At 60.9% G+C, this 24261-nt stretch carries 23 protein-coding genes; 12 read left to right on the top strand and 11 right to left on the bottom strand.

Features of this window, described 5'->3' with window-relative positions; genetic code table 11:
* Nucleotides 1-4 precede the first annotated feature (4 nt).
* Both rnhB and OK142_RS05290 read right to left on the bottom strand, forming a co-directional pair.
* Nucleotides 5-658, bottom strand: a complete 654-nt coding sequence (gene rnhB / locus OK142_RS05295; RefSeq protein WP_498681737.1) for a ribonuclease HII — start codon at nt 656-658, stop codon at nt 5-7.
* A 406-nt stretch (nt 659-1064) separates the two neighbouring features.
* Nucleotides 1065-2222, bottom strand: coding sequence for a PA0069 family radical SAM protein (locus tag OK142_RS05290; RefSeq protein WP_498681458.1), 1158 nt, complete (start codon nt 2220-2222; stop codon nt 1065-1067).
* Nucleotides 2223-2466: 244 nt separating this feature from the next.
* Between OK142_RS05290 and OK142_RS05285 the strand changes: the two genes are divergently transcribed.
* Both OK142_RS05285 and OK142_RS05280 read left to right on the top strand, forming a co-directional pair.
* Nucleotides 2467-2985, top strand: a complete 519-nt coding sequence (locus tag OK142_RS05285) for a glycosyl transferase (protein ID WP_137037187.1) — start codon at nt 2467-2469, stop codon at nt 2983-2985.
* 154 nt (nt 2986-3139) lie between these two features.
* Nucleotides 3140-4000, top strand: a complete 861-nt coding sequence (locus tag OK142_RS05280) for a hypothetical protein (RefSeq protein WP_498681454.1) — start codon at nt 3140-3142, stop codon at nt 3998-4000.
* A 72-nt stretch (nt 4001-4072) separates the two neighbouring features.
* On the opposite strand, the gene OK142_RS05275 is transcribed toward OK142_RS05280, so the two are convergent.
* From OK142_RS05275 to OK142_RS05265, 3 genes are all read right to left on the bottom strand, one after another.
* On the bottom strand, nt 4073-5509 hold the full coding sequence (locus OK142_RS05275) for an FAD-binding oxidoreductase (protein ID WP_313609828.1): 1437 nt from the start codon (nt 5507-5509) through the stop codon (nt 4073-4075).
* A 51-nt stretch (nt 5510-5560) separates the two neighbouring features.
* On the bottom strand, nt 5561-6538 hold the full coding sequence (locus OK142_RS05270; RefSeq protein ID WP_313609827.1) for an L-threonylcarbamoyladenylate synthase: 978 nt from the start codon (nt 6536-6538) through the stop codon (nt 5561-5563).
* A gap of 66 nt (nt 6539-6604) precedes the next feature.
* Entirely contained in the window at nt 6605-7213 is a 609-nt protein-coding gene (locus OK142_RS05265) for a DUF6656 family protein (protein ID WP_216330830.1), read from the bottom strand.
* A 333-nt stretch (nt 7214-7546) separates the two neighbouring features.
* On the opposite strand from OK142_RS05265, the gene OK142_RS05260 reads away from it, so the two are divergent.
* The 4 genes from OK142_RS05260 (at nt 7547) to OK142_RS05245 (ending at nt 11269) form a co-directional block, all read left to right on the top strand.
* On the top strand, nt 7547-8791 hold the full coding sequence (locus tag OK142_RS05260) for an aromatic ring-hydroxylating oxygenase subunit alpha (RefSeq protein ID WP_035219001.1): 1245 nt from the start codon (nt 7547-7549) through the stop codon (nt 8789-8791).
* 7 nt (nt 8792-8798) lie between these two features.
* Nucleotides 8799-9881: an FAD-binding oxidoreductase gene (locus OK142_RS05255; protein WP_498681451.1), complete on the top strand. Its 1083-nt coding sequence runs from the start codon at nt 8799-8801 to the stop codon at nt 9879-9881.
* A gap of 177 nt (nt 9882-10058) precedes the next feature.
* Nucleotides 10059-10526: a BA14K family protein gene (locus OK142_RS05250; protein WP_035241695.1), complete on the top strand. Its 468-nt coding sequence runs from the start codon at nt 10059-10061 to the stop codon at nt 10524-10526.
* A 224-nt stretch (nt 10527-10750) separates the two neighbouring features.
* Nucleotides 10751-11269 carry a BA14K family protein gene (locus OK142_RS05245; RefSeq protein WP_035241698.1) on the top strand — a complete coding sequence of 173 codons (519 nt, stop codon included), beginning with the start codon at nt 10751-10753 and terminating at the stop codon, nt 11267-11269.
* A gap of 217 nt (nt 11270-11486) precedes the next feature.
* Here OK142_RS05245 and OK142_RS05240 read toward each other — a convergent pair whose 3' ends face one another.
* The gene (locus OK142_RS05240; protein WP_498681448.1) at nt 11487-12482 is read right to left on the bottom strand and encodes a transporter; all 996 of its coding nucleotides are present in this window, start codon (nt 12480-12482) and stop codon (nt 11487-11489) included.
* A 221-nt stretch (nt 12483-12703) separates the two neighbouring features.
* Here OK142_RS05240 and OK142_RS05235 point away from each other — a divergent pair, with 221 nt between their 5' ends.
* The 3 genes from OK142_RS05235 (at nt 12704) to OK142_RS05225 (ending at nt 15673) form a co-directional block, all read left to right on the top strand.
* Complete coding sequence (locus OK142_RS05235; RefSeq protein ID WP_498681446.1) at nt 12704-14491, top strand: acyl-CoA dehydrogenase; 1788 nt, start codon at nt 12704-12706, stop codon at nt 14489-14491.
* A gap of 19 nt (nt 14492-14510) precedes the next feature.
* Complete coding sequence (locus OK142_RS05230; RefSeq protein ID WP_003494179.1) at nt 14511-15269, top strand: crotonase/enoyl-CoA hydratase family protein; 759 nt, start codon at nt 14511-14513, stop codon at nt 15267-15269.
* 89 nt (nt 15270-15358) lie between these two features.
* Complete coding sequence (locus OK142_RS05225) at nt 15359-15673, top strand: hypothetical protein (RefSeq protein ID WP_498681444.1); 315 nt, start codon at nt 15359-15361, stop codon at nt 15671-15673.
* Between the two features lie 72 nt (nt 15674-15745).
* Here the strand turns inward: OK142_RS05225 and OK142_RS05220 are convergent, their stop codons facing one another.
* Both OK142_RS05220 and OK142_RS05215 read right to left on the bottom strand, forming a co-directional pair.
* On the bottom strand, nt 15746-16996 hold the full coding sequence (locus OK142_RS05220) for a class I SAM-dependent RNA methyltransferase (protein WP_498681442.1): 1251 nt from the start codon (nt 16994-16996) through the stop codon (nt 15746-15748).
* The gene (locus tag OK142_RS05215; protein ID WP_003494183.1) at nt 16993-17745 is read right to left on the bottom strand and encodes a TlyA family RNA methyltransferase; all 753 of its coding nucleotides are present in this window, start codon (nt 17743-17745) and stop codon (nt 16993-16995) included. Before OK142_RS05215 ends, OK142_RS05220 begins: the two co-directional genes overlap by 4 nt.
* A gap of 278 nt (nt 17746-18023) precedes the next feature.
* On the opposite strand from OK142_RS05215, the gene OK142_RS05210 reads away from it, so the two are divergent.
* Together OK142_RS05210 and OK142_RS05205 are read left to right on the top strand one after the other, a co-directional pair.
* On the top strand, nt 18024-20054 hold the full coding sequence (locus tag OK142_RS05210) for a methyl-accepting chemotaxis protein (RefSeq protein ID WP_498681440.1): 2031 nt from the start codon (nt 18024-18026) through the stop codon (nt 20052-20054).
* 151 nt (nt 20055-20205) lie between these two features.
* A complete protein-coding gene (locus OK142_RS05205; protein ID WP_313610096.1) occupies nt 20206-20589 on the top strand; it encodes an ACT domain-containing protein in 384 nt (127 codons plus the stop codon).
* A 50-nt stretch (nt 20590-20639) separates the two neighbouring features.
* Here the strand turns inward: OK142_RS05205 and OK142_RS05200 are convergent, their stop codons facing one another.
* A complete protein-coding gene (locus tag OK142_RS05200) occupies nt 20640-20948 on the bottom strand; it encodes a putative quinol monooxygenase (protein ID WP_003494188.1) in 309 nt (102 codons plus the stop codon).
* 5 nt (nt 20949-20953) lie between these two features.
* Entirely contained in the window at nt 20954-21748 is a 795-nt protein-coding gene (locus OK142_RS05195) for a helix-turn-helix domain-containing protein (RefSeq protein ID WP_498681438.1), read from the bottom strand.
* A gap of 106 nt (nt 21749-21854) precedes the next feature.
* Between OK142_RS05195 and OK142_RS05190 the strand changes: the two genes are divergently transcribed.
* On the top strand, nt 21855-22217 hold the full coding sequence (locus tag OK142_RS05190; RefSeq protein WP_137037201.1) for a nuclear transport factor 2 family protein: 363 nt from the start codon (nt 21855-21857) through the stop codon (nt 22215-22217).
* A 42-nt stretch (nt 22218-22259) separates the two neighbouring features.
* Here OK142_RS05190 and dxs read toward each other — a convergent pair whose 3' ends face one another.
* Complete coding sequence (gene dxs, locus OK142_RS05185; protein WP_498681436.1) at nt 22260-24179, bottom strand: 1-deoxy-D-xylulose-5-phosphate synthase; 1920 nt, start codon at nt 24177-24179, stop codon at nt 22260-22262.
* Nucleotides 24180-24261: the final 82 nt, after the last annotated feature.

Below are 24261 nucleotides of genomic sequence, written 5' to 3'. Positions count from 1 at the left end.
GTAATCAATCCTGCTTCAGTGGCCGGAAGCTCATCCGGTGCAGCGGGCAGGGCCCGTGGCTTTCGATGGCTCGAAGATGAGCCGGCGTCCCGTAACCGGCATGGCCTTCGAAACCATAGGACGAATGCACGATGCCAGCCCGCTCCATCATCCGGTCGCGGGTTACTTTGGCGATGATCGAGGCGGCGGCGATGGAGAGGGAGCGGGAATCGCCCTTGATGACGGCCTTGGCCTCGCAGGTGATGCCCGGTGGCTTGTCGCGGCCGTCGGCCAGCACGAGGGCGGGGGAGGTTTCGAGGCCGAGCACGGCGCGGCGCATGGCATCGAGGCTGGCGCGCAGGATGTTCATGCTGTCGATCAGGCCGGGACCGGAGGAGGCGACGGAAACGACAGAGGTTTCCATGATGAGCCTGAACAGGCTCTCCCGCTTCATCTTCGTCAGCTTCTTGGAATCGTCGAGGCCCTTCGGAATATTGTCCGGATCGAGAATGACCGCCGCAGCGACGACCGGTCCCGCGAGAGGTCCACGGCCTGCCTCATCCGTACCGGCCACGGGCCAGAGGCCCTTCCTTCTCGCTTCCAGTTCGAAAGAGAAATCCGGGCCGGTATCGGCAAGATCGAAGAGGGCAGGAGAATCGGGTGCGGTGCGGCGTTTCATGCGGCGAAACTTGCACACACACCCGATCTCCTGCAAGCCCCCGGAAGCGGGCGATGACAGGCGCGGTGAGCCGGGATCGAGGGGCGTGGCTCACCGTACCCCTGAGGTCGTCATGACCTTTGATCCTCCAGCGGGGCGGCAGAGGAAAAATGATCGCACGCGAGGCGGCGGTTCCGGGGGGTGATGTCCGGCAGGCCAGGGAAAACCCGCCGGGCATTTCGTCGAGAGCAACAAGACAAGAAGGTTGCTCCTATGGTTCTGAATTCCGTCTGTTAAAGGCTCACAGAGCCTCCGATTATTGGCGAATTATCCTTCATGGTCGGCGTCATCTCCGGACCGAGCCCGGGGACGACGCCGTCTTCAGTTCCGGCATTCATCACTCTCGGACACTTTCCGCATCTGCTGCTTAAAGCAGCGATAATTGAACCCCTGCGCCACCCGGCGGCACGAAGAGATCGTCGCGCAGATGAGTGCCGCGGCGAACGAGGCCAAGCCGTTTCGTTGCCATCTCGAAACGCCTGCCGATCTGCCAGGCATAGGGACCGGCGCCCTTCATGCGCTTTCCAAACTCCGCATCGTAATCCTTGCCGTCGCGCATGGAGCGCACCAGCGACATGACATGCCGGTAGCGGTCCGGATAGTTGCGCAGCAGCCAGTCGCGGAAGAGGGGGCTGACCTCCAGCGGCAGGCGCAGCAGCACATAGGAGGCCTCGGTTGCGCCGGCGGCCTTGCCGGCTTCCAGAATGCGCTCGATCTCATGATCGTTGAGCGCCGGAATGACAGGCGCCATCATCACGGCCACGGGAATGCCTGCATCCGTCAGCGCCTTGACGGCCTCCAGCCGTTTTTCCGGCGTTGCGGCGCGCGGTTCCATGCTGCGCGCCAGCTTGCGGTCCAGCGTCGTCACGGAAATGCCGACCTTGGCGAGGCCCTTCCTGGCCATTGGCGCCAGAATATCGATATCCCGCTTGATCAGCGCGGATTTGGTGACGATGGCGACAGGGTGCTCGGCCTTCGCCAGCACTTCCAATATCTGCCGCATGATGCGCCATTCGCGTTCTATCGGCTGATAGGGATCGGTATTGGTGCCGATGGCGATGACGCGCGCCTTGTAGCCGGGTTTCGCCAGCTCCCTTTCGAGCAGCTTTGCCGCATCCGGCTTGGCAAACAGCTTGGCCTCGAAATCCAGCCCCGCCGAAAGCCCCATATAGCTATGCGTAGGTCTTGCGAAACAATAGATGCAGCCATGTTCGCAGCCGCGATAGGGATTGATGGAGCGGTCGAACGGAATGTCGGGCGATTCATTGCGGCTGATAATGCTGCGCGGCTTTTCCACCTGCACCTCGGTGCGGAACGCCGGCAACTCTTCCAGGGTTTGCCAGCCATCGTCGAAAACCTCCCGCTGCAGTGCCTCGAAACGCCCATCCGGGTTGAGACCCGCGCCACGGCCGCGACGACGGTCGATCTCGATCCGCAGGCCCGATGCATCGGCCAGCGCATTGGCAATGTCAGGCGTATGGCGCGGCTGAAAGGCAGCCTGCCCTGAAAGCGTATGGTCTCTCATCTGGATGCTCCAAGGTCATGACGCACCTTTGAAGGCACGCCCAACGCCCTAAACCGTTTCCGTTCGAAGAGGCTTTCACTGCCGCTTCGAATGATTAAATTCCTAACGCAGAAATGAGAACATTACAAGAACAAAAAATCAAGATCGGCATCTTCCGCCGGGTCGTGCCGCGATAAGGCCATCGTGGATTTTCCCGTGACGACCGGAGTGGCAATTTATTGTGCGATGCGTTAGAGCTATGCATATGTTGACAGTCATAATGGAATGCCGGGATCAGGAACCGGAACTGGCGCACACGCTGTCTGCGCTCGTAACCGGTGCCGTGGAGGGGCTTGTAAGCGATGTTGTGGTCCTCGATCACGGTTCGCGCGATGGGTCGTCGCGTGTCGCCGACGCCGCCGGCTGCCGTTTTTATGTGCAATGGGACATTGCCGATGTCATGCATTCCGCGCGCGGACAATGGATCCTGCTGGTCGAACCGGGCGCACGCCCGCAGAGCGGCTGGATCGAGGAAATCCTCGACTATGTGACAGTGTGTGCGGAGCCGGCGCGGTTTTCCCCATCCCGTTACCACAAACGCCCGTTCTTCAGCCGAATCATCCGCCGCCAGCCGCCATTGGAATATGGTTACCTGATGCCGAAGAAACATGCGGTGGCGATCGCAAAACCCGGCATGGGCCTGTCGCAACTCGTCCACGCGCAAAAGCCGCGCCGCCTGAATGCGGAACTGGTTCCGGCCTGGACAGCGCGACCTTCAAGCTAAGCTGAAGCGCTTAGACTCTCAAAGTATAATCAACTGAAGACTGAACTGGGTTGCGATACCTGGAAACTGCAAAATTTTGCCGAGAAGAAAGAAGAGGGACTCGACTTCTGCATGAATAAATGCAACCTATACATGTCTTTCAGGGGAGGGTTGCATGTTCTGCGGATTCTTTAAGTCTAATTCTTCTAAAATCCACGCTGCCTTTTGTTTTGCTACAATATTAGCTCTGCCGACGACAGCTTTGTCCCAGGCCCTATGTGGAACGGGGGGCGTCGTTTTCACCACGAAAGAACTCAAAGTTGATGCCGATGGGGCGCCGAACTCCTATCTGGTGAACGGCGAAGGCCTGTCCTACACCTGCGATGGAGTGACCGCGGTGGGGTCAACACCCGATACTGACCGGAATGGATGGCAGAAAAAATGCCGCGATGCCTGGAAGAAAGCTGTTGCGACCGGTGATTATTCAAAGGTCAGAATATTTGGTTTTTCCAAAGACGAGAACAACAGGCCGATAGTTCAAAAGGCTGGCGATCCCCTGCCGGGAAAGGCTTTCATAACGGAGACTTCCGTCTCGGTTCCGGATGGGCCGGCAGGAACACAAAGGCATTGGGTCGATGCCAACGAAATTCCGTATGTTGTTTTGTCTGGTAGTTTTGTGAGGAAGTATGGTGTGAAGGGTGGCGATATAGCCGTCGTTTATCGCCCGGCAACCAAACGTTTCGCCTATGGGGTTTATGCCGACGGCGGTAAGCTCGGCGAAGCGTCCGTGCGCTTCCATCAGGATATCGGCAACAACCCTTTGGTAAACAAGGGTGGCGTCCTGAGAGCAAAATCAGGCATTGCCGACGAGAAGAGAAATAAAGATCCGATCCCGGTCATTACGGTCGTTTTTCCCGGAAAGACGTCTCATCCCACCGTCGACGCAAAAAAATGGCGTGCCGAGATTGCCGCGATGGGAAAAGAGCAATTCGACAAATGGGGCGGCATTGAGAAATTGATCGAATGTGCACGCTAATTTGAGTTGTCCTATCCTTGCAGAAAGCGGGCGGCGATGGGCCGCCCGTATTCGATCAGACCTTTGCTCAGCCTAACCGGCGGAGAGCACCTTGCCGGGGTTCATAATACCGGCAGGGTCGAAGGCATGCTTGATCCGCCGCATCAATTCCATTTCGATGCCGGGCCGGATGGCGGCCAGTTCGTCGCGCTTCAATTGGCCGATGCCGTGTTCGGCTGAAATCGAGCCGCCGAGCGATAGCACGATGCCGTGGACGATCTCGTTCATATCCCGCCAGCGGCCGATGAACTCGGCCTTGTCGGCGCCGACCGGCTGGGAAATATTGTAATGGATGTTGCCATCACCGAGATGGCCGAAGGCGCAGACGCGGGCGCCCGGAATGGCGGCGATAACCGCCTTTTCCGCCGTCGCCATGAATTCAGGTATATTTGAAACCGGAACGGAAACATCGTGCTTGATCGAACCGCCCTCGGGTTTCTGCGCGTCCGACATGCTTTCGCGCATGTGCCACAGCGCCTGCCGTTGCGCCTCGGATGCGGCGATCACCGCATCCTGAACCAGCCCGGCTTCAAAACCGCGCTCCAGCAGCGATTGCATCATCGTCTCCGCCGTCTCCGCTGAATCGGAGGTGGAAATATCGATGAGTGCGTACCAGTCATGCGGATTTTCGAGAGGATCGCGCACGCCGGGAATATGTCTCGTGGTGAATTCCACGCCGATGCGCGGCATCAGTTCGAAGCCGGTCAGCGCCGTGCCGCAAAGGTTCGAGGCCATTTCGAACAATCTCAGCGCGTCTTCGGTGGAGCCAAGCCCCGCAAAGGCCACCTGATGACCGAGCGGCTTCGGGAAAAGCTTCAGCACCGCACCGGTGATGATGCCGAGCGTGCCTTCCGAGCCGATGAAGAGGTCGCGCAGGTCGTAACCCGTATTGTCCTTCTTCAACCGGCGCAGCCCGTTCCAGATTTCGCCTGTTGGCAGCACCACTTCGAGCCCCAGGCAAAGCTGGCGCATGTTGCCATAGGCGAGAACCGCCGTGCCGCCGGCATTGGTGGCCAGATTGCCGCCGATGCGGCACGACCCCTGCGAGCCGAGCGACAGCGGAAACATGCGCTCCACCGTATCGGCGGCCTTGTGAATATCATCAAGAATGCAGCCGGCATCCGCCACGATGATATTGGCGACGGGATCGATATCGCGGATGCGGTTCATGCGCTCGAGCGACAGGATGATATCGGTGCCGTCCGCACGCGGTGTCTGGCCGCCGACAAGGCCGGTATTGCCGGTCTGCGGCACGATGGGGGTTCCTGTTTCGCTCGCAAGCTTCAGGATGGCCGCAACTTCTTCGACCGAACCGGGCTTGATGAGCAACGGCGAGGCGCCGCGATAAAGCCCGCGATTTTCCACAAGGCGCGGCGCCATTTCCGCCGGGTCGCGGACCGCGTTCTTTTCGCCGACAATGGCGGCAAAGCGGTCGAGGATGTCGGAGGAGGGGATGGCGGTGGTCGTCATGGGCGGCGTCTCGCTGTCATTTGAAACGGTGGGCGAAAGGATTGGGTGCCGTCAGCCTCGCGGCGCGGCGGCGCGGGAGAGGCGGTCGTTGATCGCCTCTCCAAGACCATGGGTGGGAATGGCGGTGATTGCGATGATATTGGCCCCGCTTGCATCGGCGGCTTTGAGATAGTCGAACAGGTTGGCGGCGGCCTCTGCGAGGTCGCCGGAGGGGCTGAGATCGAGAACGGTAAGGGCCGTCTCCTCGCCTTCGACCGCGATGCCGCCAAACCGGATCAGGGCTTCGCTGGCAGAGACTGATGTTGCACCGAGGCGCACGGCAGCGCCCGGCGCATAATGGGAGGCCAGCATTCCGGGCGCCTCAATGGCGGCAGAGGCTTTTTTCGGCCGTTCGAGCCGTTGGCCGGCAATGCGTTCTATGTCCTCGGTGACAATGCCGCCGGGACGGAGCAGCCGCACCCGGCCGTCCTCTTCCACCTTGACGATGGTGGATTCGACGCCGACGGAAGCTGCCCCGCCATCGAGAATAAGATTGATCTTTTGGCCGAGATCGGCCTCGACATGGGCCGCACTCGTCGGGCTGATCTTGCCGGAACTATTGGCGCTCGGCGCTGCCAGCGGCCTGTCGAACTTTCGGATCAAATCACCGGCAAAACCCTGCGGCACGCGAATGCCGACCGTGTCGAGCCCGGCCGTTGCGAGCGAATGAATACCGCTTGCCGGTTTGAGGGGCAGAACCAGCGTCAGCGGGCCGGGCCAGAAGGCTTCGGCGAGGCGGCGCGATACGGGGTCGAAAACCGCGTAACGTTCGGCCATGGCGATATCGGCCATATGGCAGATCAACGGATTGAACTGCGGCCGGCCCTTCGTCTCGTAAATGCGGGTAATCGCCGCCGGATTGGTGGCGTCTGCCGCAAGGCCGTAGACGGTTTCCGTCGGCAGGGCGATGGGCTGGCCGTCTGCAAGCTCGGTGACGGCTGCCTGCAAGGCGGTTTCCCGCTCGTTTTCGATATTGATATGACGCGCCATGATGCTGCCTTTCAGGGCGGTCAATAGCGTATTTCGGGCAGGTATGGAAAGCGCAATCGCGGCTTTTTACATCGCCCTGATGATCTTGCGCATCTCGTCCGACCGCGCGCCAAGCATCAGCACGTTTTTAAGCGCCACGCGCGGATCGTGGGTCTGGAACAACAGGCCGCCGCGATGGAAGGACGTGTCGACGGCGAGGCCCCGATCGGGCAGCGCATTGATGGCGACGGCGAAATACATCCGCGAATAACGCGCATCGATGTTTTCGAAGAAGTTTTCAGCACCGCTCAGCTCGGCAAAGAAATTCGCGAAATAGAACGACCAGAAAACATGACGGCGCGCGTCGAAACTGGTTTTCGCCGCCGTGACATGGCAATAGCCGAGATGCGGCCGTTCATCGAGCAGATGGTGGAAAACCATCTTGGGAAAGCGGATGGACTGGTGAAATCCATTGAGACGGCTATGGGTGGCGTCGGCGGCAGCTTCGAGTTTGCGCCCGGTTATCGCGGCCACCTCGTCATGGCTGTAATAGACGCGCTCCTTCGGCAGCCAGCGTTCTTCGTAACGGGTAATCCGTCCGGTGCGCAGGAAGTCCGAATGCGCGGTATTGGAACGTATCGGCGTGACCGAATGTTTTGCCGCATCGAAATAACGTATGCGTGTCGCCTTCTCCACCAGGAGCGCCCTCGTTGCTGTCGATCAGCCAACATAGTTTAGGCAGCGTTAAAACTCCGTTGCGCCGTTACCCCCGTTTTCTGACGGGTTGATAGGATGTGCGCAGCATCATGCGTCATATTGCGACGCGGTTTATCGGACCGAATAGCGCGCGGATTTCGCAAGCGGAATGGCCTGCGACGGCCATCGGCGCATGTCGCAATTTGTCGCCAATGCGGAAGCCGATGTCGCTGTTTGCGCTGCCGCAAATACCCGCCGGTGTTTAGATGGGATCATGCTTCCGCAGCCCGCGTGAATGGTGCCGGGCAGGGCGGTTTGATCGAGGATTTGGCCATGGAATTGCGTGAAACCGTATTGCGCCAGCTGAAGAACCGCCGCGAAGGCTTCAGTCTGGAACAGCCTTTCTACACGGACCCGGATTATTTCAAGCTGGACATGGAAACGATCTGGTATCGCGACTGGCTGTTCGTTGGCCATGATTGCGAGGTGGCGAAGTCCGGCAGCTATTTCACCGTTCAGGTCGGGGCCTATTCCGTCGTCATCGTGCGCGGCCGGGACGGGCAGATCCGTGCCTTCCATAATTCCTGTCGCCATCGCGGCTCCCGCGTCTGCACCACGCAGAAGGGCCAGTCCGCGCGTCTCGTCTGTCCCTATCACCAGTGGACCTATGACCTGGACGGCAAGCTGCTGTTCGCCCGCCATATGGGCGAGGAGTTCGACAAGGGGGATTTCGGCCTGAAGCCGGTCGCCTGCGAAACCGTTGCCGGTTACGTCTTCATCTGCCTTGCCGACCAGCCGGCGGATTTCGCGCCCATGCGTGCCGAGGTAGAAAGTTACATGGCCCCGCACCGCATCTGGGAAGCCAAGGTCGCGCATGAAAGCACCATCATCGAAAAGGGCAATTGGAAGCTCGTCTGGGAAAACAACCGCGAATGCTACCATTGCGCCGCCAACCATCCTGAACTCTGCCGCACCTATCCCGAAAATCCGAGCGTGACGGGAACCGACGGTGGTGCGAGCGATCCTGAAATCGGCGGCCACTGGGCGCGCTGCGAGGCCGCCGGCCTGCCGAGCCGTTTCAAGATCGACCCCAAGGGCCAGTTCCGCGTCGCCCGCATGCCGCTGATCGGCGAGGCCGAAAGCTACACCATGTCCGGCAAACGCGCTGTGCGCCGGCCGCTGTCCGACGATGTCAGCATCAGCCATATCGGCGCGCTGCTGCTGTTCCACTACCCGACGACGTGGAACCACTTCCTCGGTGACCACACCATTTCCTTCCGGGTACTGCCGCTCAGCGCCAACGAAACCATGGTCACCACCAAATGGCTGGTGCACAAGGATGCGGTCGAGGGCGTGGATTACGATCTGGAAGACCTCACCCACGTCTGGAACGAAACCAACGATCAGGACCGCCGCATCGTTGAGGAAAATGCCTTCGGCATTCGTTCCCCCGCCTATGAGCCCGGCCCCTATTCCATGGAGGACGAGGGCGGCGTGATGCAGTTCGTCAACTGGTATGCCGATTTCATGGTCGACCGGCTGTCCGGCGACAAGGCCAGGCTTTCGGCTGTAGCGTGATGCGAAGATGAATATGGTTGTGAGCTATAAGCACATAGACGAGATGAAGCCGTGGAGTGACAAGCGTCACCTGCTGGAATGTATCTCGGTGACACCAGAGACACCTGACGTGATGACGTTCCTGTTCCGCTCCGAGGATCAGAACTGGTTTCGTTATCTGCCGGGGCAATTCGTGACGCTGGAACTGCCGGTCGGCAAGGAACCACTCTACCGGACATATACATTGTCCTCCAGCCCGTCGCGGCCCTATGCGCTGTCGGTCACGGTCAAGGCGCAGGCCAATAGCATCGGCACGCGCTGGATGTTCGACAATCTGAAGCCTGGTATGAAGATCCGGGCGCTCGGCCCGCTTGGCGACTTTTCGTATGTGCGGCATCCGGGTGAGAAATACCTGTTCATCTCGGCAGGCTCCGGTGTCACGCCGATGATGTCGATGGTGCGCGACATGAGCGACCGCGCTCCGCAGAGCGATATTGCCTTCATCAATTGTTCGCGGACTCCTGGCGATATCGTCTTCCGTCACGAGCTGGAATATCTCGCCCGCTTCATGCCGAACCTGTCTCTCGGCTTTATTGTCGAGAAATGCGGCCGCACCGATCTGTGGTCCGGCCTGAAGGGCATGGTCGACAAGGCCAAGATCGCGCTGCTTGCGCATGATTTCATGGAGCGCACCGTCTTCTGCTGCGGGCCGGAACCTTTCATGGCTGCCGTCCGCTCCATGCTGGATGCGTCAGGCTTCGACATGGGCCGTTACCATCAGGAAAGTTTCTCGCCTGCCGCCCCCGTCGCCGTCGGCGAAAGCGTTCTTGTCGATGCGGATGGCGAAGCGCTCTCGATGGTGGGCTTCACCGTTTCGGGAAAAGAAATGCCGTGCCAGCCCGGCCAGACGGTTCTCATGACGGCGCGTGCTGCCGGTGTGCGCATCGGCGCTGCCTGCGAATCGGGAATTTGCGGCACCTGCCGGGTGCTGAAACTTTCCGGCAAGGTGGAGATGAACCACAATGGCGGTATTCTCGATGAAGAAATCGAGGAAGGTTATATTCTCGCCTGCTGCTCGAGGCCGCTGACGGACGTGAAGGTGGAAGCCTGACAGGCTGTGCACCACCTTCCAGTTCCACCGGTTTTTGTCGTGGAACTAAATTTCCCCAAACTCGTTTGCACGTCATCGAATTCTTTTCGGGTGTTCCATGGGGCTGACCCTTACCTCCGATGAGAGCGAGCGATGAAAAGGCGCGGTTCAACGCGTTAAAGCAAACGGAGGAAGATCATGATGAATTTCCGGACAACGAGCGTCGCCACGGCGATTGTCGTTTTCCTCACCAGCTTCACGCCGTCGCAGGCGTTCCAGGCGCCCGTGCCGATGCCGAAGCCGGCAATATCCACCGACAATAATGTCGTTCCGGTGCAGTACCGCGAATGGGACCGCCGCTACGACCGCAGGCACGGTGACCGCATGTATCGCCCGCGCCCGCCGCGTGACGGATATTACAACGGCCATCGTGGCTATCGCGATCGTCGTCCGGGCTACCGTTATCACAACGGTTACTGGTTCCCGCTGGCGGCTTTCGCCGCAGGTGCGATCATCGGTGGCGCCGTGCAGCAGCCGCGCCCTGCCTATGGCGGCAGCCATGTGTCCTGGTGCCAGAACCGCTGGCGCTCGTATCGCGCTTACGACAACTCCTACCAGCCGACCAGCGGTCCGCGCCGCATATGCGTATCGCCTTACAGCCGCTGATAGTGGTTTTCGAAAGCCCGGACTTGATCCGGGCTTTTGCTTTCGGGCTGCCGGATCGGGTAACCGAAGCGTGAATGCATCGTTAATGCTGGGTTCAGGCGAAAACGCCTAGCCTGCAACCTCAAATGTAACGGCCAGCGCCGACAAGCTGGCTGAGTAAGAAGAAAAAGGTGCTATTATTCACGTATAACGGCCTGTCGACCGTCGTGAATGGAGGAAGTCAGATGAGAGACTATATGAAGAATATCTTGGCTGTCGGTCTTTCTGCGATCGTGGTTGCGGGAGCGATTGTTCCGGCAGAAGCGGCAATGCCATTGCCGACGGCACCGAAGAGTGTCGAGACGGTGGGCAACGACGCCAGCAAGAATATCGTGAATGTGCAGTACTGGCGCGATCGTCGCGACTGGGATGGCGGACGTCGTGGCTGGTACGGTGGTCATCGCGGTTATCGCGATTACCGTCCGGGCTATCGTCATCATGACGGTTACTGGTTCCCGCTCGCAGCCTTTGCGACGGGTGCGATCATCGGCGGTGCACTTTCGCAGCCGCGCGAAATCTACCGTCCGGTTCCGGAATATCGTCCGCGTCCGGTCTATCGCGAATACCGCCCTGTCCGTCGTGCCGGCATGAGCCAGGCGCATGTGAACTGGTGCTATGGCCGCTATCGGTCCTACGATGCCTATAGCAACACGTTCCAGCCGTATCATGGCCCACGCCAGCCCTGCTATTCGCCTTACAGCTGATAAGTGGACGAGCTGAAATCGATGGAGCCGCCCGGAGAAATTCCGGGCGGCTCAAGCTTCTTATAGGCCTCGTAACATCAGCCTTCGTCATCCTCGGGCTTGACCCGAGGATCTATTGTCGCCGGTGGTTGTGGATCCTCGGGTCAAGCCCGAGGATGACGCTGAGTGGGACTGTCGACGCCACCCCGCTAAGAAGTCGGTTGACCTCTGTTGATCGTCACAGAATCCGCGCCCGCTTCAGCACGAACCAGGCGAGCGCCACCGAGATCACGATGAAGATGCTGGCCGAAAGCGTGCCGCCCGTGCCGACCGTAAACGGCAGCTCATCCGTATTCATGCCGAAAAAACCTGTGACCAGCGATGGCGGCAGCAGGAATGCCGTCATCAGCGACAGGATATAAAGGTGCCGGTTGGTTTCGGATGAGAGTTTGGAATCGATTTCCTCGTGCAGCAGCCTTGCCCGCTCCTGCAAAGCGTAGACATCGTGGTCGACAGCTTCCAGACGACCCATCAGACGCGAGGCGACGTCCTCGAAACCATCGGGCATCTCGTCCTCGTCGGCAGCGGAGGCCCGTCGCATCAGGGTGAGCACGGTGCGCAGATGCCGGTGCAGGCGCACCACCGTGCGGCGCAGTGGCGCGAGACGCCGCCGCTCATCGCGGTTCTCACTGTCATAGACGAGATCTTCGATAGCGTTCAGCTCTTCCGTCGTTTCCATGACCAGACTGATGAGCGAGCGCTGGAATTCCGCAACGAGGCCCTCGAAGACGTGGGCAGGCGTGAGGTAGCGGTTGGAATTCTTGTCGACGGCAGCCTTCAGCCGGTCCACCGAACGCAGCGGCTGCAGGCGGGTGGTGATGATGAAGCGGTCGCTCACCGCAAAATGCAGCCACCCGAAATCGCGCGTCTCCTTGTCGAACTCACGCTGGAAATCGACCAGCGTGCCATAGAGCGATTTTTCGTCGACCACGATCGAGGGATGTGTCTCATGGGTAGTGAGGCTTGCCCGCGCCGCCGGATCGAGACCCTCGATCGTTTCGAGAAAATTTGCCACCCGCTGATCGGCGAGATTGAGATGCAGCCAGAAGAAACCGTCGCACTCGGACATTTCCTCGAAACCTGCATCGGGCGCCAGCCGCCGGCAAGGCGCTTTTCCGGGCTGGAAATGATAGGCCCAGACAAGGCCGGGGATGACGGGTGTTATGAGATCCATCGTGGCAGTCCTGACCGGCTGGATGGGAGGGGAGGCGTCCGGCGCCGCAGGGCGGAAACGGCAGCAGAGGCGTGAGCGCCTTTCAGCGCATGCTGAGCAAATTCATATGACAGTTTTATAACAATCCCGCCGAAATGACGGGAATTTTCAAATTGACGTTTACGTAAAAATCATTTAGCCCGAAGGCAGCACGATAGGCAAAAGCTTCGGGAGGAGGCAGCATGTATACCGCGCCGGTGGACGATATCGCCTTTACGCTCAAACATGTGGCGGGTCTGCAAGACGCGCTTGCAAAGGGTGCGCTGGGAGACCTCGGTGAAGATGTCGTTGATGCCATTCTGCACGAAGCCGGTCGTTTCGCCACCGCCGAGGTCGCTCCGCTTGCCGAGATCGGCGATCGTCAGGGCGCAAAACTCGCCGACGACAAGGTCACGACGCCGGATGGCTGGGCCGATCTTTACCGTCGCTGGGCGGAAGCCGGCTGGAACAGCCTGACGGCACCGGAAGAGTTTGGTGGCCAGAACCTGCCGCATATGCTGAATGTCGCCGCGCTTGAGATGTGGAATTCCGGTTCCATGGCCTTTGCGCTGGCGCCGACGCTCACTATGGGGGCAGTGGAAGCCATTGTCACCCATGGCAGCAACGATCTGAAACGCACCTATCTTCCAAAACTCGTATCCGGGGAATGGACCGGGACGATGAACCTCACCGAGCCGCATGCGGGATCGGACCTTGGCGTCCTGAAGACCCGGGCCGAGCGCAATGGTGACGGCACCTACCGCATCTTCGGGCAGAAGATTTTCATCACCTGGGGCGAACATGACGCGGCGGACAACATCATCCACCTCGTTCTCGCCCGCCTGCCGGACGCACCGGCCGGCACACGCGGCATCTCGCTCTTCCTCGTGCCGAAGTTTCTCCCTGACGACGACGGCACGCCGGGCAGCAGAAACGATGTCTTCTGCCATTCTCTGGAGCACAAGCTTGGCATTCACGGCTCGCCCACCTGCACGATGATTTTCGGAGACGGCAGGTTCGGGGAAGAGAAGGGCGCCCTGGGCTGGCTGATCGGTGAGGAGAACAAGGGTCTCGCCTGCATGTTCACCATGATGAACAACGCCCGCCTCGCCGTTGGCATGCAGGGCGTGGCGATCTGTGAAGCGGCGACCCAGAAGGCCATCGAATACGCCAGAGAGCGCACGCAGGGCAAGGCGCCCGGCTGGCAGGGTTCCGGCATGAGCCCGATCATCGAGCACCCGGATATCGCCCGCACGCTTCTGACGATGAAGGCACTGACGCAGGGATCGCGGGCGATCTCCTTCAGCTGCGCGCATGCCATCGATATGGCGCACGCGACTGAAGACGCCCGGCAGCGCGCTTACTGGCAGGAGCGCGCTGCCCTCCTGACACCGATCGCCAAATCCTTCTCCACCGATGCCGGTGTGGACGTTGCCTCCATGGGCATTCAGGTGCATGGCGGCATGGGCTTCATCGAAGAAACGGGTGCCGCCCGTTACCTGCGCGACGCCCGTATCGCCCCGATCTATGAAGGCACCAACGGCATTCAGGCGATCGATCTGGTGGTTCGCAAGCTGCCGCTTTCCGATGGCGCGCAGGTGCGTGGTTTCATCACCGAACTGCGCGAGATCGCCGCCCGGACCGCCGCCTCGAACCGCGACGATCTCGGCGAGACGGCCCGTTATCTCGAAACGAGCCTCAACGATCTGGAAACGGCGACCGACTGGCTGCTGGAACGGCTGAAGGCGGGCGAAACCGAAACCGCACTCGCCGGCGCGACACCCTACCAGCGTCTCTTCGGGCTGGCGCTCACGGGAGCCTATCTCGCCAAGGGCGCATTGGCCTCCGTGGAAGACGGCAGGGGCGGACAACGCGCCGCGCTTTGCCGGTTTGCGGCGGAAAACCTGCTGGCGGAAACGGCAGCGCTCAAGGACCGGGTCATCGCCGGGGCGGCAAGCCTTGCCGCTGCCCGCGCCGTTTTGGCTTCCTGAGTTGATTGAGGAGAGAGCTATGTCGGACGATCATATTCTCGTCGAGCGGGTCAGCCACGCGCCCGAAGTCCTGACCATCCGCTTCAACCGGCCGGACAAGAAAAACGCCATCACCGATGCGATGTATCTGCGCATGGCTGAAGCCTTGCAGGCCGCCAATGCCGATCCTGATATTCGCGTCGTTGCGTTTCTCGGCACGGAAGGCTGCTTTTCCGCAGGCAACGATATGGCCGACTTCCTTGCATTCGCCATGTCGGGCGCAAAAGGAAAGCTTGCCGTTCTCGATGTTCTGAAGGCACTCGCGACCTTCGAAAAACCGCTGGTTTCGGGTGTCGATGGTTTGGCCATCGGCATCGGCACGACGCTGAACCTGCATTGCGATCTGACAGTCGCCTCCAATCGCAGCCTGTTCAAGACACCTTTCGTGGATCTGGCGCTGGTGCCGGAAGCGGCATCCAGCCTGCTTGCACCGAGGCTCATCGGCCACCAGCGCGCCTTTGCGCTGCTTGCCATGGGCGAAGGTTTTACCGCCGAACAGGCGTTGCAGGCCGGAATGATCTGGAAGGTCGTGGCCCCGGAACATGTCGAGAGCGAAACGCTGGCACTCGCGACCCGGCTTGCCGCCAAGCCGCAGCAGGCGCTGAAGATCGCCCGCGATCTCGTGCGCGGCAATCCGCAGGATGTGCTGGCGCGCATCGATGAGGAAGCCCGCCATTTCATCGCGCAATTGCAAAGTGCGGAAGCACGGGCCGCCTTCGAGGCATTCATGCGCCGTTAAGCGTTTCGGCAGGAAGTCCTTGCGGTTAAGGAACCGGTCAATATGGCTCGGGTTAAATACCGTACCGTCATTGTCCGAAGGTCACCCGCATGCGTCACTTCGTTTTCGCCCTGTCCCTATTCCTTTCCGCCGCGACCGTTGCCGAAGCGACGGCGACTACGCCTTTGCTGGTGTCGAGCAACAACATCATTCTGGCGCAGTCCACGCAGGACGATAGCCCGAACTTCTATTCCGGGAACAGCCGCGATCGCCAGCGCCGCGCGCGTTTCGTCTGCGTCATCACTCCGCCGGATAGCGCCAATCGCCGCAGACCCTATATCTGCCCCATCGAGCAGGGCCGCGTCGGCGGTTCGTGCCGCTGCTCGGGCGTGGTCGGGAACGGCACGGTCGATACGGCCTGGTAACAAACCCCTCGGCCCTCATTCCTGTGACAGGCACAGGAATGAGGGCAATGGGCAGCTCTCCGCTCGGATTGCTTATTTCTCCAGCACCGCCACGGCTTCCACATGCGGCGACCATAAGAACTGGTCCACCGGCGTCACCCGTGTCACGCGATAGCCGCCTTCCGTGAGAAGGGCGAGGTCGCGCGCAAGCGTCAGCGGATTGCAGCTGACGGCGACGATCTTCTTCACCGTGCTGCGGGCAAGTTCCTTGCACTGGAATTCCGCACCCGCACGCGGCGGATCGAACACCACCGCATCGTAGTTTTTCAATTCGCTCGTCATCAGCGGCCGGCGGAAGAGATCGCGCTTTTCGATGCTGACGGGTTTCAGGCCCTGCGTGTTGCGGGCGGCGAAATCGAGCGCCTTCAGCGGCTTGTCTTCCGCTTCCACCGCATGTACCCGGCCGATACGCGCGAGCCTCAGCGCAAAGGTGCCGGAACCGCAAAACAGATCGGCAATGCGCTTGGATTTGCCCACATGGGCCAGCACCAGTTCGGCCATGGCGTCTTCGGCCTGTTTGGTCGCCTGGGTGAAACCGCCGGCCGGCGGCGAAACCGGAACGCCGCCGAATTCGATGATCGGCTTTTGCGGTTCGATGAGGATTTCACCCGACAGCGAGACGCGGGCGATGCCGCGCATGGCAAGCACCGTTTCCGTCAAGGCGCGGCGCTGCTTGTCGCCGACGGATTTGATGCCTTCGACTGAAATGTCGAGACCCGAAAGCGTTTCAAGGACGGTCATGCGAAACGGCTCGGCATTCGACGCAAGGGAAAGGCCGATGGCGCGGATGGCATCCAGCCGCGCGACGATGCCGGCCGAGGTGACGGGACATTCCTGGATGGCGACGATGTGATGGCTGTTCGCCTGGCTGAAACCGAGAAGCAGACCCTTTTCCGTCCTGCGGGCGGCAAACACCGCGCGGCGGCGCTCGCCGGGGCGACAGATGACGAGATCGTCCACCGGCGGCGTGAGACCCTTCGATCGAAGCGCCGAAACCACCAGCTCCCGCTTGAAGGCGTGGTAGGGCTGATCGGCGAAATGCTGCAGCGAACAACCGCCGCAGGTGCCGTTAACGCCCTCAGGGCCGAAGTGGCGACAGGCGGGTTCGCGACGGTCTGCCGAGGCTTCCGCAATCGAGATGATGGTGCCGGTATCCTTGACCTTGGCAATCGCCACCGTTTCGCCGGGCAGGGCGAAGGGCACATAGACCGGGCCGTCGGGACAGTGCGCAATGCCGTCGCCCTGCGCGCCAAGGCTCTTTATGCTGACGGTCTGCGTGCTCATGGCTTTTGGCCTCCGAGAAGAAATTCGATATTGCCGTCGCCGCCGGAAATCGGTGAGGGAATGAGGCCAAGGCTCTTCCAGCCCATGTCTTCAACGAGCCAGCGCTCCAGTTCGGCAGCAACGGCGGGGGCCGTTTCCGGTTCTTTCAGCAGCCCCGCCTTGCTGATGGCGTCGCGGCCCGCCTCAAATTGCGGCTTGACCAAGAGAACCGCCAGCGCGCCGGAGGCTGCAAGCCCAAGTGCGGGGGCGAGCGCCAGCTTGATGGAGATGAAGGACACGTCGGAGACGATGAAGTCCACGGATCGGTCATCGATGTCGTCGGCCGTGAGGAAGCGCGCATTCAGCCCCTCCAGATTGGTGACGCGCGGATCGTTTTCGATCCTTGGATGCATCTGCCCGTGGCCGACATCGATGGAGGTGACGTGCTTGGCACCGCGATGAAGCAGCACCTCGGTGAAGCCGCCGGTGGACGCACCGACGTCGAGACATTCGTGGCCCTTCGGATCGAGCCCGAAATGATCGAGCGCGGCGGTAAGCTTGAGGGCAGCGCGGGAAACATAGGCCTGCGCCGGATCGGTAATGGCGATCTTGACGTTTCCGGCAACGGTCTGGCTGGGCTTGGTGGCGGTTTTCCCGTTGACGCTCACGGTGCCGCGCGCAATCGCATCGCGCGCACGCGAGCGGCTGGCGAAGTGGCCGAGCGATACAAGAAGCTGGTCAAGCCGTTCATTTTCAGGTGTTTTGGACATGGTCCCGTGTCAATGACCGTCAAACTCCGCCGATGCAAGCGATTTATCATCGAAACCCGCCGACACTGCCGCCTTCGCCCTGATACAGGCGTGAATGTGGCATCGCTCAAACAGCATATGCGATTAATCCAATATAAAGGCTTGTATTGCACTTTGTGCGCAAGGCCCGTGCGGCCAGTCGGAACCTGCCATGACGGCATCTCCTCCAATCCACATTATTGCGACCGTTGCAACGCAGACGCTTGCTCCGAGGCATCGGGTCGCCGAGAGAGTTTGCGATGTCGCTGAAAAACTTCCCCATCAACATAAAGCTCATAGTCACCTTCTGTGCGTTGATGAGCGTGTGCCTGCTCGCCTCTGCGGTCGTATTCTGGCAGACGCTGGGGAGTGAGCGCGTTACGATCGAAAACAACCGCACCAAGGATATCATCCAAGCCGTGGACGGCGCGACGGCCGCCATGCTGGAACAGGCCGTCAACCAGCGCGGCTTCCTGCTGTTTCGCAGCGACAGCACCTATAATGATGTATTCGCCCAGCGCGACCTGATGCTGAAGAAGCTCGACGAAGCCCGCGTGCTCGCAGCCGGCCGGCCGGACATTCTGCAATCCATCGACGACATGCAGAAATCCGCCACCGTGTTCTTCAAGGAACTGGCGGAACCGCAGATCGCCGCGCGCAAGACGACCGAAGCGCCGATTTCCGAAATCATCGAGATCGGCCGCAACCAGGCCAAGGGCCAGCTCGACGGTTTCCGAGCCTCCGCCGCCAAGATCAAGGAACAGCTGAACGGGCTGTCGACCGCTTACGCGGCCGAACAGCAGGCTGCGGCGCTGAACCTGAAATACGCGCTTCTGGGCGGCGGCGCTGTCGCCGGTCTTCTCGCCGTTACCCTCATCTGGGCGCTGTCGCGCTCGATCGTTACGCCGATCGTCGGCATGACGGCGGCCATGAGCAGGCTTGCCGATGGCGACATGACCACGGAAGTTCCGGCGGTCGACCGCAAGGACGAAGTCGGCAAGATGGCCAAGGCCGTCCTCGTCTTCAAGGAGGCAGGGCTCGAAAAATCCCGTCTCGCCGGCGAAACCGAGCGCATGCGCTCCGCCACCGAGACCGAGCGTCGCCGCAACGAAGAAGAGAAGGCGCAGGACGAGGCCGCCAACGCCTTTGCGCGTGACGAGCTGGGCAAGGGTCTTTCCGCTCTGGCGGAGGGCGATCTTGCCTACCGGATCGAAACACCGTTCGCCTCCTACATCGACCCCATCCGTATCGATTTCAACAGCGCCGTCGAAAAGCTCCAGCATGCCATGCGCGCCGTTGGCGAGAATGCGGCAGCGATCAATGCCGGCGCTTCGGAAATGCTGTCTGCCGCCGATGATCTGTCGCGCCGCACCGAACAGCAGGCGGCCTCCATCGAGGAAACCGCCGCAGCCCTGGAAGAAGTCACCACCACGGTGCGCGACAGCGCCAAGGGCGCCGAAGATGCCGGCAGTCTGGTTCAACGCGCCCGCGCCGGTGCGGAAAAGTCGGGCGTCGTGGTGCGCAATGCGGTTGCCGCCATGCGCGAGATCGAAAAGTCCTCCGGCGAGATCGGCAACATCATTGGCGTCATCGACGATATCGCCTTCCAGACCAATCTTCTGGCGCTGAATGCAGGCGTGGAAGCCGCCCGTGCGGGCGATGCTGGCAAGGGCTTCGCCGTCGTCGCGCAGGAAGTGCGTGAACTCGCCCAGCGTTCCGCCAATGCCGCCAAGGAAATCAAGACGCTGATCGGCGCTTCCAGCCGGCAGGTGGAAAACGGCGTCAATCTCGTCGACGAAACAGGCAAGGCGCTGGACCTCATCGTGGCGGAAGTCGAGGAGATCAACGCCCATGTCAGCGCCATCGTCGTTGCCGCCCGCGAACAGGCGACGGGCCTGCAGGAAATCAACACGGCCGTAAACACCATGGATCAGGGCACGCAGCAGAATGCCGCCATGGTGGAGCAGCAGACCGCCGCCAGCCATTCGCTGGCCCGCGAAGCGGAAGCGCTCAACAGCCTGCTCGGTCAGTTCAGGATGGGTGGCACGCGTGCTGCCGTTGCCAGCGCCGGCAATGGTGCCGGCAGCTATGCGGCTCCTCGCCACTCCTCGGCAAAACCAGCCTTCCAGCCGGCACCTGCGCCGGCCAGGAAAGCACCGGTGAAACCGGCCTCCGCTACCGCAAGACCGGTCTCGTCACCGGCCCGTGCGCTTGGCCAGAGCCTCGCCCGCGCCTTCGGCGGCACGTCGGAAGCGCCAGCCGCGAAGGATCAGGACTGGACGGAGTTCTGAGCGGGGCGGTCAGTATCGTTGCACAGAAAAGAGGGGCCCGGTGCGGCCCCTTTTTATTGCTCGGTTTTCGGATCAAATAGGCAGGCGCTCGACCGCATCAGCAGATGATAAGCTAAGCCCGCCGCAGTTTTTCGAGAAAGGCGATTTCCAGATGGCAGCTCGCGTTAAGTTACGGCTTTTGGATGGTGAATATGGGGTGGCGCGGCTTCACGCGTCTGAAGCCATTCCGGCCTGGGCCGATGGCGGCGGGTTCGTCAGCATCAGCCGCACCGATGACGAACTTTCCATCGTCTGCCGGAAAGACCGCATCCCGCAGGATGTTCACTTTGATGCCGGCTGGTCGTGCTTTAAGTTTCAGGGGCCATTTGCCTTTGATGAAACGGGCATCGTCCTCTCCGTCATCGAGCCCTTATCCACCAATGATATAGGAATATTTGTGGTTTCGACTTTCGATGGCGACCATCTGCTTCTGAAAACGGACGATCTCAAAAAAGCGTTCGGTCTGCTGGCAAATGCGGGACATTCGCTCACCTGAGGATCCATTTAGCCATGACGATTTTCTGACGGTAGGCGTTTTGAAGGGTCTCAGGCGGAATGATCGGCCCGCATTGGATGCCAGATGGAAATATCCCGTGGCGCATCCAGAAGCTCGGGCAGGGCATCGTGCCATGCCTGACGATAGGGGCGATGTATCTGAACGTCGAGAACGTCCTGATGGTCGCTCCAGGTTTCGTGCAGCAGGAAGCGGTTCTCGTTTTCGCCGTCGCGATGCAGGGTCGCGTTCAAGAACGTCTTTTCGTGCCGCATGGCGTCGAGAAGCGCATTCAGCAATTCGAGAAAGCGCTCGCGCTGGCCGGGACGGACCTGAAAGCCGATAAGATAGGTGGTGTGCACGGGTCTTACTCCTTGGTGTCTTGCATCAGGGCGGTGCGGGTTGCCGCGTCGGCCGGGTAGAAACATTCCAGCACCAGTTCGGACAGCGTAACGTCCGTCGCCGTTCCGAAAACCGTGGTGGTCGAGATGAAGCTCAATATGCCGCCCGAAGACGGATCACGGAGCTGGAGCGGTATGGCTAGGGGGTCGGCCCCGGCCGTATGGGGCGATACCTTTGGCGCGGGGTAGGCCGCAAGCTCCGCATGCAATCGAGAAAGCACCTCGTCTCCCGTCTCTTCGACCTGACGGCGCAGGCGTTCCAGCAGGTGATGACGCCATTCGGCAAGGTTGGCGATGCGCGAACTCAGGCCCTGCGGATGCAGGCTCAGCCTCAAGGCGTTGAGCGGTGGGCGAAGCAGCTCTTCGGAAACGCCGGCCAGAAGCGACGTGATCGCCTCATTGGCGAGAACGACGTTCCAGTGGCGGTCTACGGCAAGGGCGGGGAAGGGCATGTGCCCATGCACCACGGTTTCGACGGCCCGCCGGGCCGCCGCCATATCGGGCGCGTCCATCGGCCGTTCGGAATGAACAGGCGCATAACCGGCCGCCAGCATCAGCCGGTTGGCGGCGCGGGCGGGCATCGAAAGCTGCTCGGCCAGTTTCACGAGCATCTCGCGGCTGGGGGATGATCGCCCGCTTTCCACGAAGCTCAGATGGCGCGCGGATATGTCCGCCTCCATCGCCAGATCGAGCTGGCTCAACCTCCGGCGCGCACGCCATTCCTTCAGCACCTGGCCGACATGTTCTCGATGATGTGTCATGTCCGCAACCTAGCAGAAGAGAGCGCCAATGCGATTACCTCTGAGGTAATTGTTCCGCTTCCCGACCGCCGGCATGTTTGGGCCGTCAACCAGAAGGAGCGCAATCATGACGCAGCATCTCGCAATCGCCGAAACCTATCTCGCAGCATGGAACGAGGAGGACAATGAACGCCGCAGGCATCTCGTCGGTCAGGCGTGGTCAGAAAACACGCGCTACGTCGATCCGCTGATGCAGGGCGAGGGTCAGCAGGGGATTGCCGCGATGATCGAGGCGGCGCGGCAGAAATTTCCGGGATATCGGTTCGTACTCACAGGCTCCCCGGATGGCCACGGCAATTTCACCCGTTTTTCATGGCGTCTCATTTCGCCAGACGGAGACGATGTCGCTGGCGGAACCGATGTCGTCAGCCTGAATGCCGAGGGGCGGATCGAAAATGTCGTCGGCTTTCTCGATGGCGCTGCATCCTGAGAAAGAGGCGGGATCGTCCCGCCTCCTGTCCCGGCAATCTTGTCAGCCGGCGAAACCGACGCCGGCCTGACGCTGGCCGAGCGCATTGAACACGGTGGAAACGATGCCGGCCCGGTCGAGGCCGGCATTGGCATACATGGTCTCGGGTTTGGCCTGCTCCACCCACTGGTCGGGCAGGGTCAGCGTCCGCACCTTCGGGCCATGGTCAAGCAGGCCGGCACTGGCCATGAAATGCAGAACATGCGCGCCAAAGCCGCCGACGGAGCCTTCTTCGATGGTCACCAGCACCTCGTGATTGCTGGCCAATTGGCGGATGAGGTCGAGATCGAGCGGCTTGGCGAAACGCGCATCGGCAACCGTGGTCGAAAGTCCGGCGGCATCGAGGTCTTCGGCCGCCGCCAGGCATTCCGCCAGCCGCGTGCCGAAGGAGAGCAGCGCAACCTTGGTGCCTTCCTTGATGATGCGGCCCTTGCCGATCTCAAGAATCTCACCACGCGCGGGCATCTCGACGCCCACGCCTTCGCCGCGCGGGTAACGGAAGGAAATCGGGCCTTCGTCATAGGCCGCTGCCGTGCGTACCATATGTTTCAGCTCAGCTTCATCCGAGGCCGCCATCACCACCATGCCGGGCAGGGTGGCGAGGAACGTCGTATCGAATGAGCCGGCATGGGTCGGTCCATCCGCGCCGACAAAACCGGCGCGGTCGATGGGGAAACGCACGGGCAGGCTCTGGATCGCCACATCATGCACCAGCTGGTCGTAACCGCGTTGCAGGAAGGTGGAATAAAGCGCGCAGAACGGCTTGTAACCATCAGCCGCAAGCCCGGCCGCAAAGGTGACGGCATGCTGCTCGGCAATGCCGACATCGAAGGTGCGGGTCGGGAAAAGCTCGGCCATCTTGTCGAGGCCGGTGCCGTTCGGCATGGCGGCGGTGACGCCGATGATCTTGTCGTCGAGGGTGGCTTCCTGGATCAGGGCTTCGGCAAAGACGCTGGTATAGCTCGGCGCATTCGGCTTGGCTTTCGCCTGCGCGCCGGTGATGACGTCGAACTTGTTGACGCCGTGATATTTGTCCGCCGCCGCTTCCGCCGGCGCGTAACCCTTGCCCTTCTGCGTCACCACATGGATGAGGACAGGGCCTTTCTGGTTGTCGCGCACATTGCGCAGCACCGGCAAGAGGTGATCGAACGAATGACCGTCGATCGGGCCGATGTGATAGAAACCAAGCTCCTCGAACAGCGTGCCGCCGGTCACGTAACCACGGGCATGGGTCACGGCGCGGGTAATGGCGCGATCGATGGTCTTGCCGAGATAGGCCGTCAGTTTCTTGCCGAAATCACGGAAACCCATATAGGTGCGGCCAGAGGCAAGACGCGCCAGATAGGCGCTCATCGCGCCCGTCGGCGGCGCAATCGACATGTCGTTGTCGTTGAGGATGACGATCAGCCGCGCATCGAGCGCGCCGGCATTGTTGAGCGCCTCAAACGCCATGCCGGCTGACATGGAGCCGTCGCCGATGACGGCGATGACCTTGCGGTCGCTTTCATCCAGCCCCGCCGCCACCGCCATGCCGAGACCGGCGGAAATGGAGGTGGAGGAATGGCCGGCGCCGAAATCGTCATATTCGCTTTCGGCCCGACGCGTGAAACCGGAAAGGCCGCCTTCCTGGCGTAGCGTGCGGATGCGCTCGCGACGTCCGGTCAGGATCTTGTGCGGATAACATTGATGGCCGACATCGAAGATCAGCCGGTCTTCCGGCGTGTTGAACACCTTGTGGATGGCAATCGTCAATTCCACCACGCCAAGGCCGGCACCCAGATGGCCACCGGTTTTCGACACCGCGTCAATCATCTCGTCGCGCAATTCCCTTGCCAGTTCCGGCAGGTCGCGATCATCGATCTCCTTGAGATCGGAGGGGAAATTTACCCGGTCGAGCAATGGTGTCTGTGGCATTCCGGTCAATCGTTCGGCCTTTTCTTGTCGTCAGCAGGGCGTGCCGGAGCGTCTTTCACGTCGAAAGCCGACGGCTCGTGCTGCATGTCGT

The sequence above is a fragment of the Agrobacterium sp. BT-220-3 genome, from assembly GCF_025910175.1.
Classification (GTDB): Bacteria; Pseudomonadota; Alphaproteobacteria; order Rhizobiales; family Rhizobiaceae; genus Agrobacterium; species Agrobacterium oryzihabitans.
This window is presented reverse-complemented; position numbering and strand designations above follow the sequence as displayed.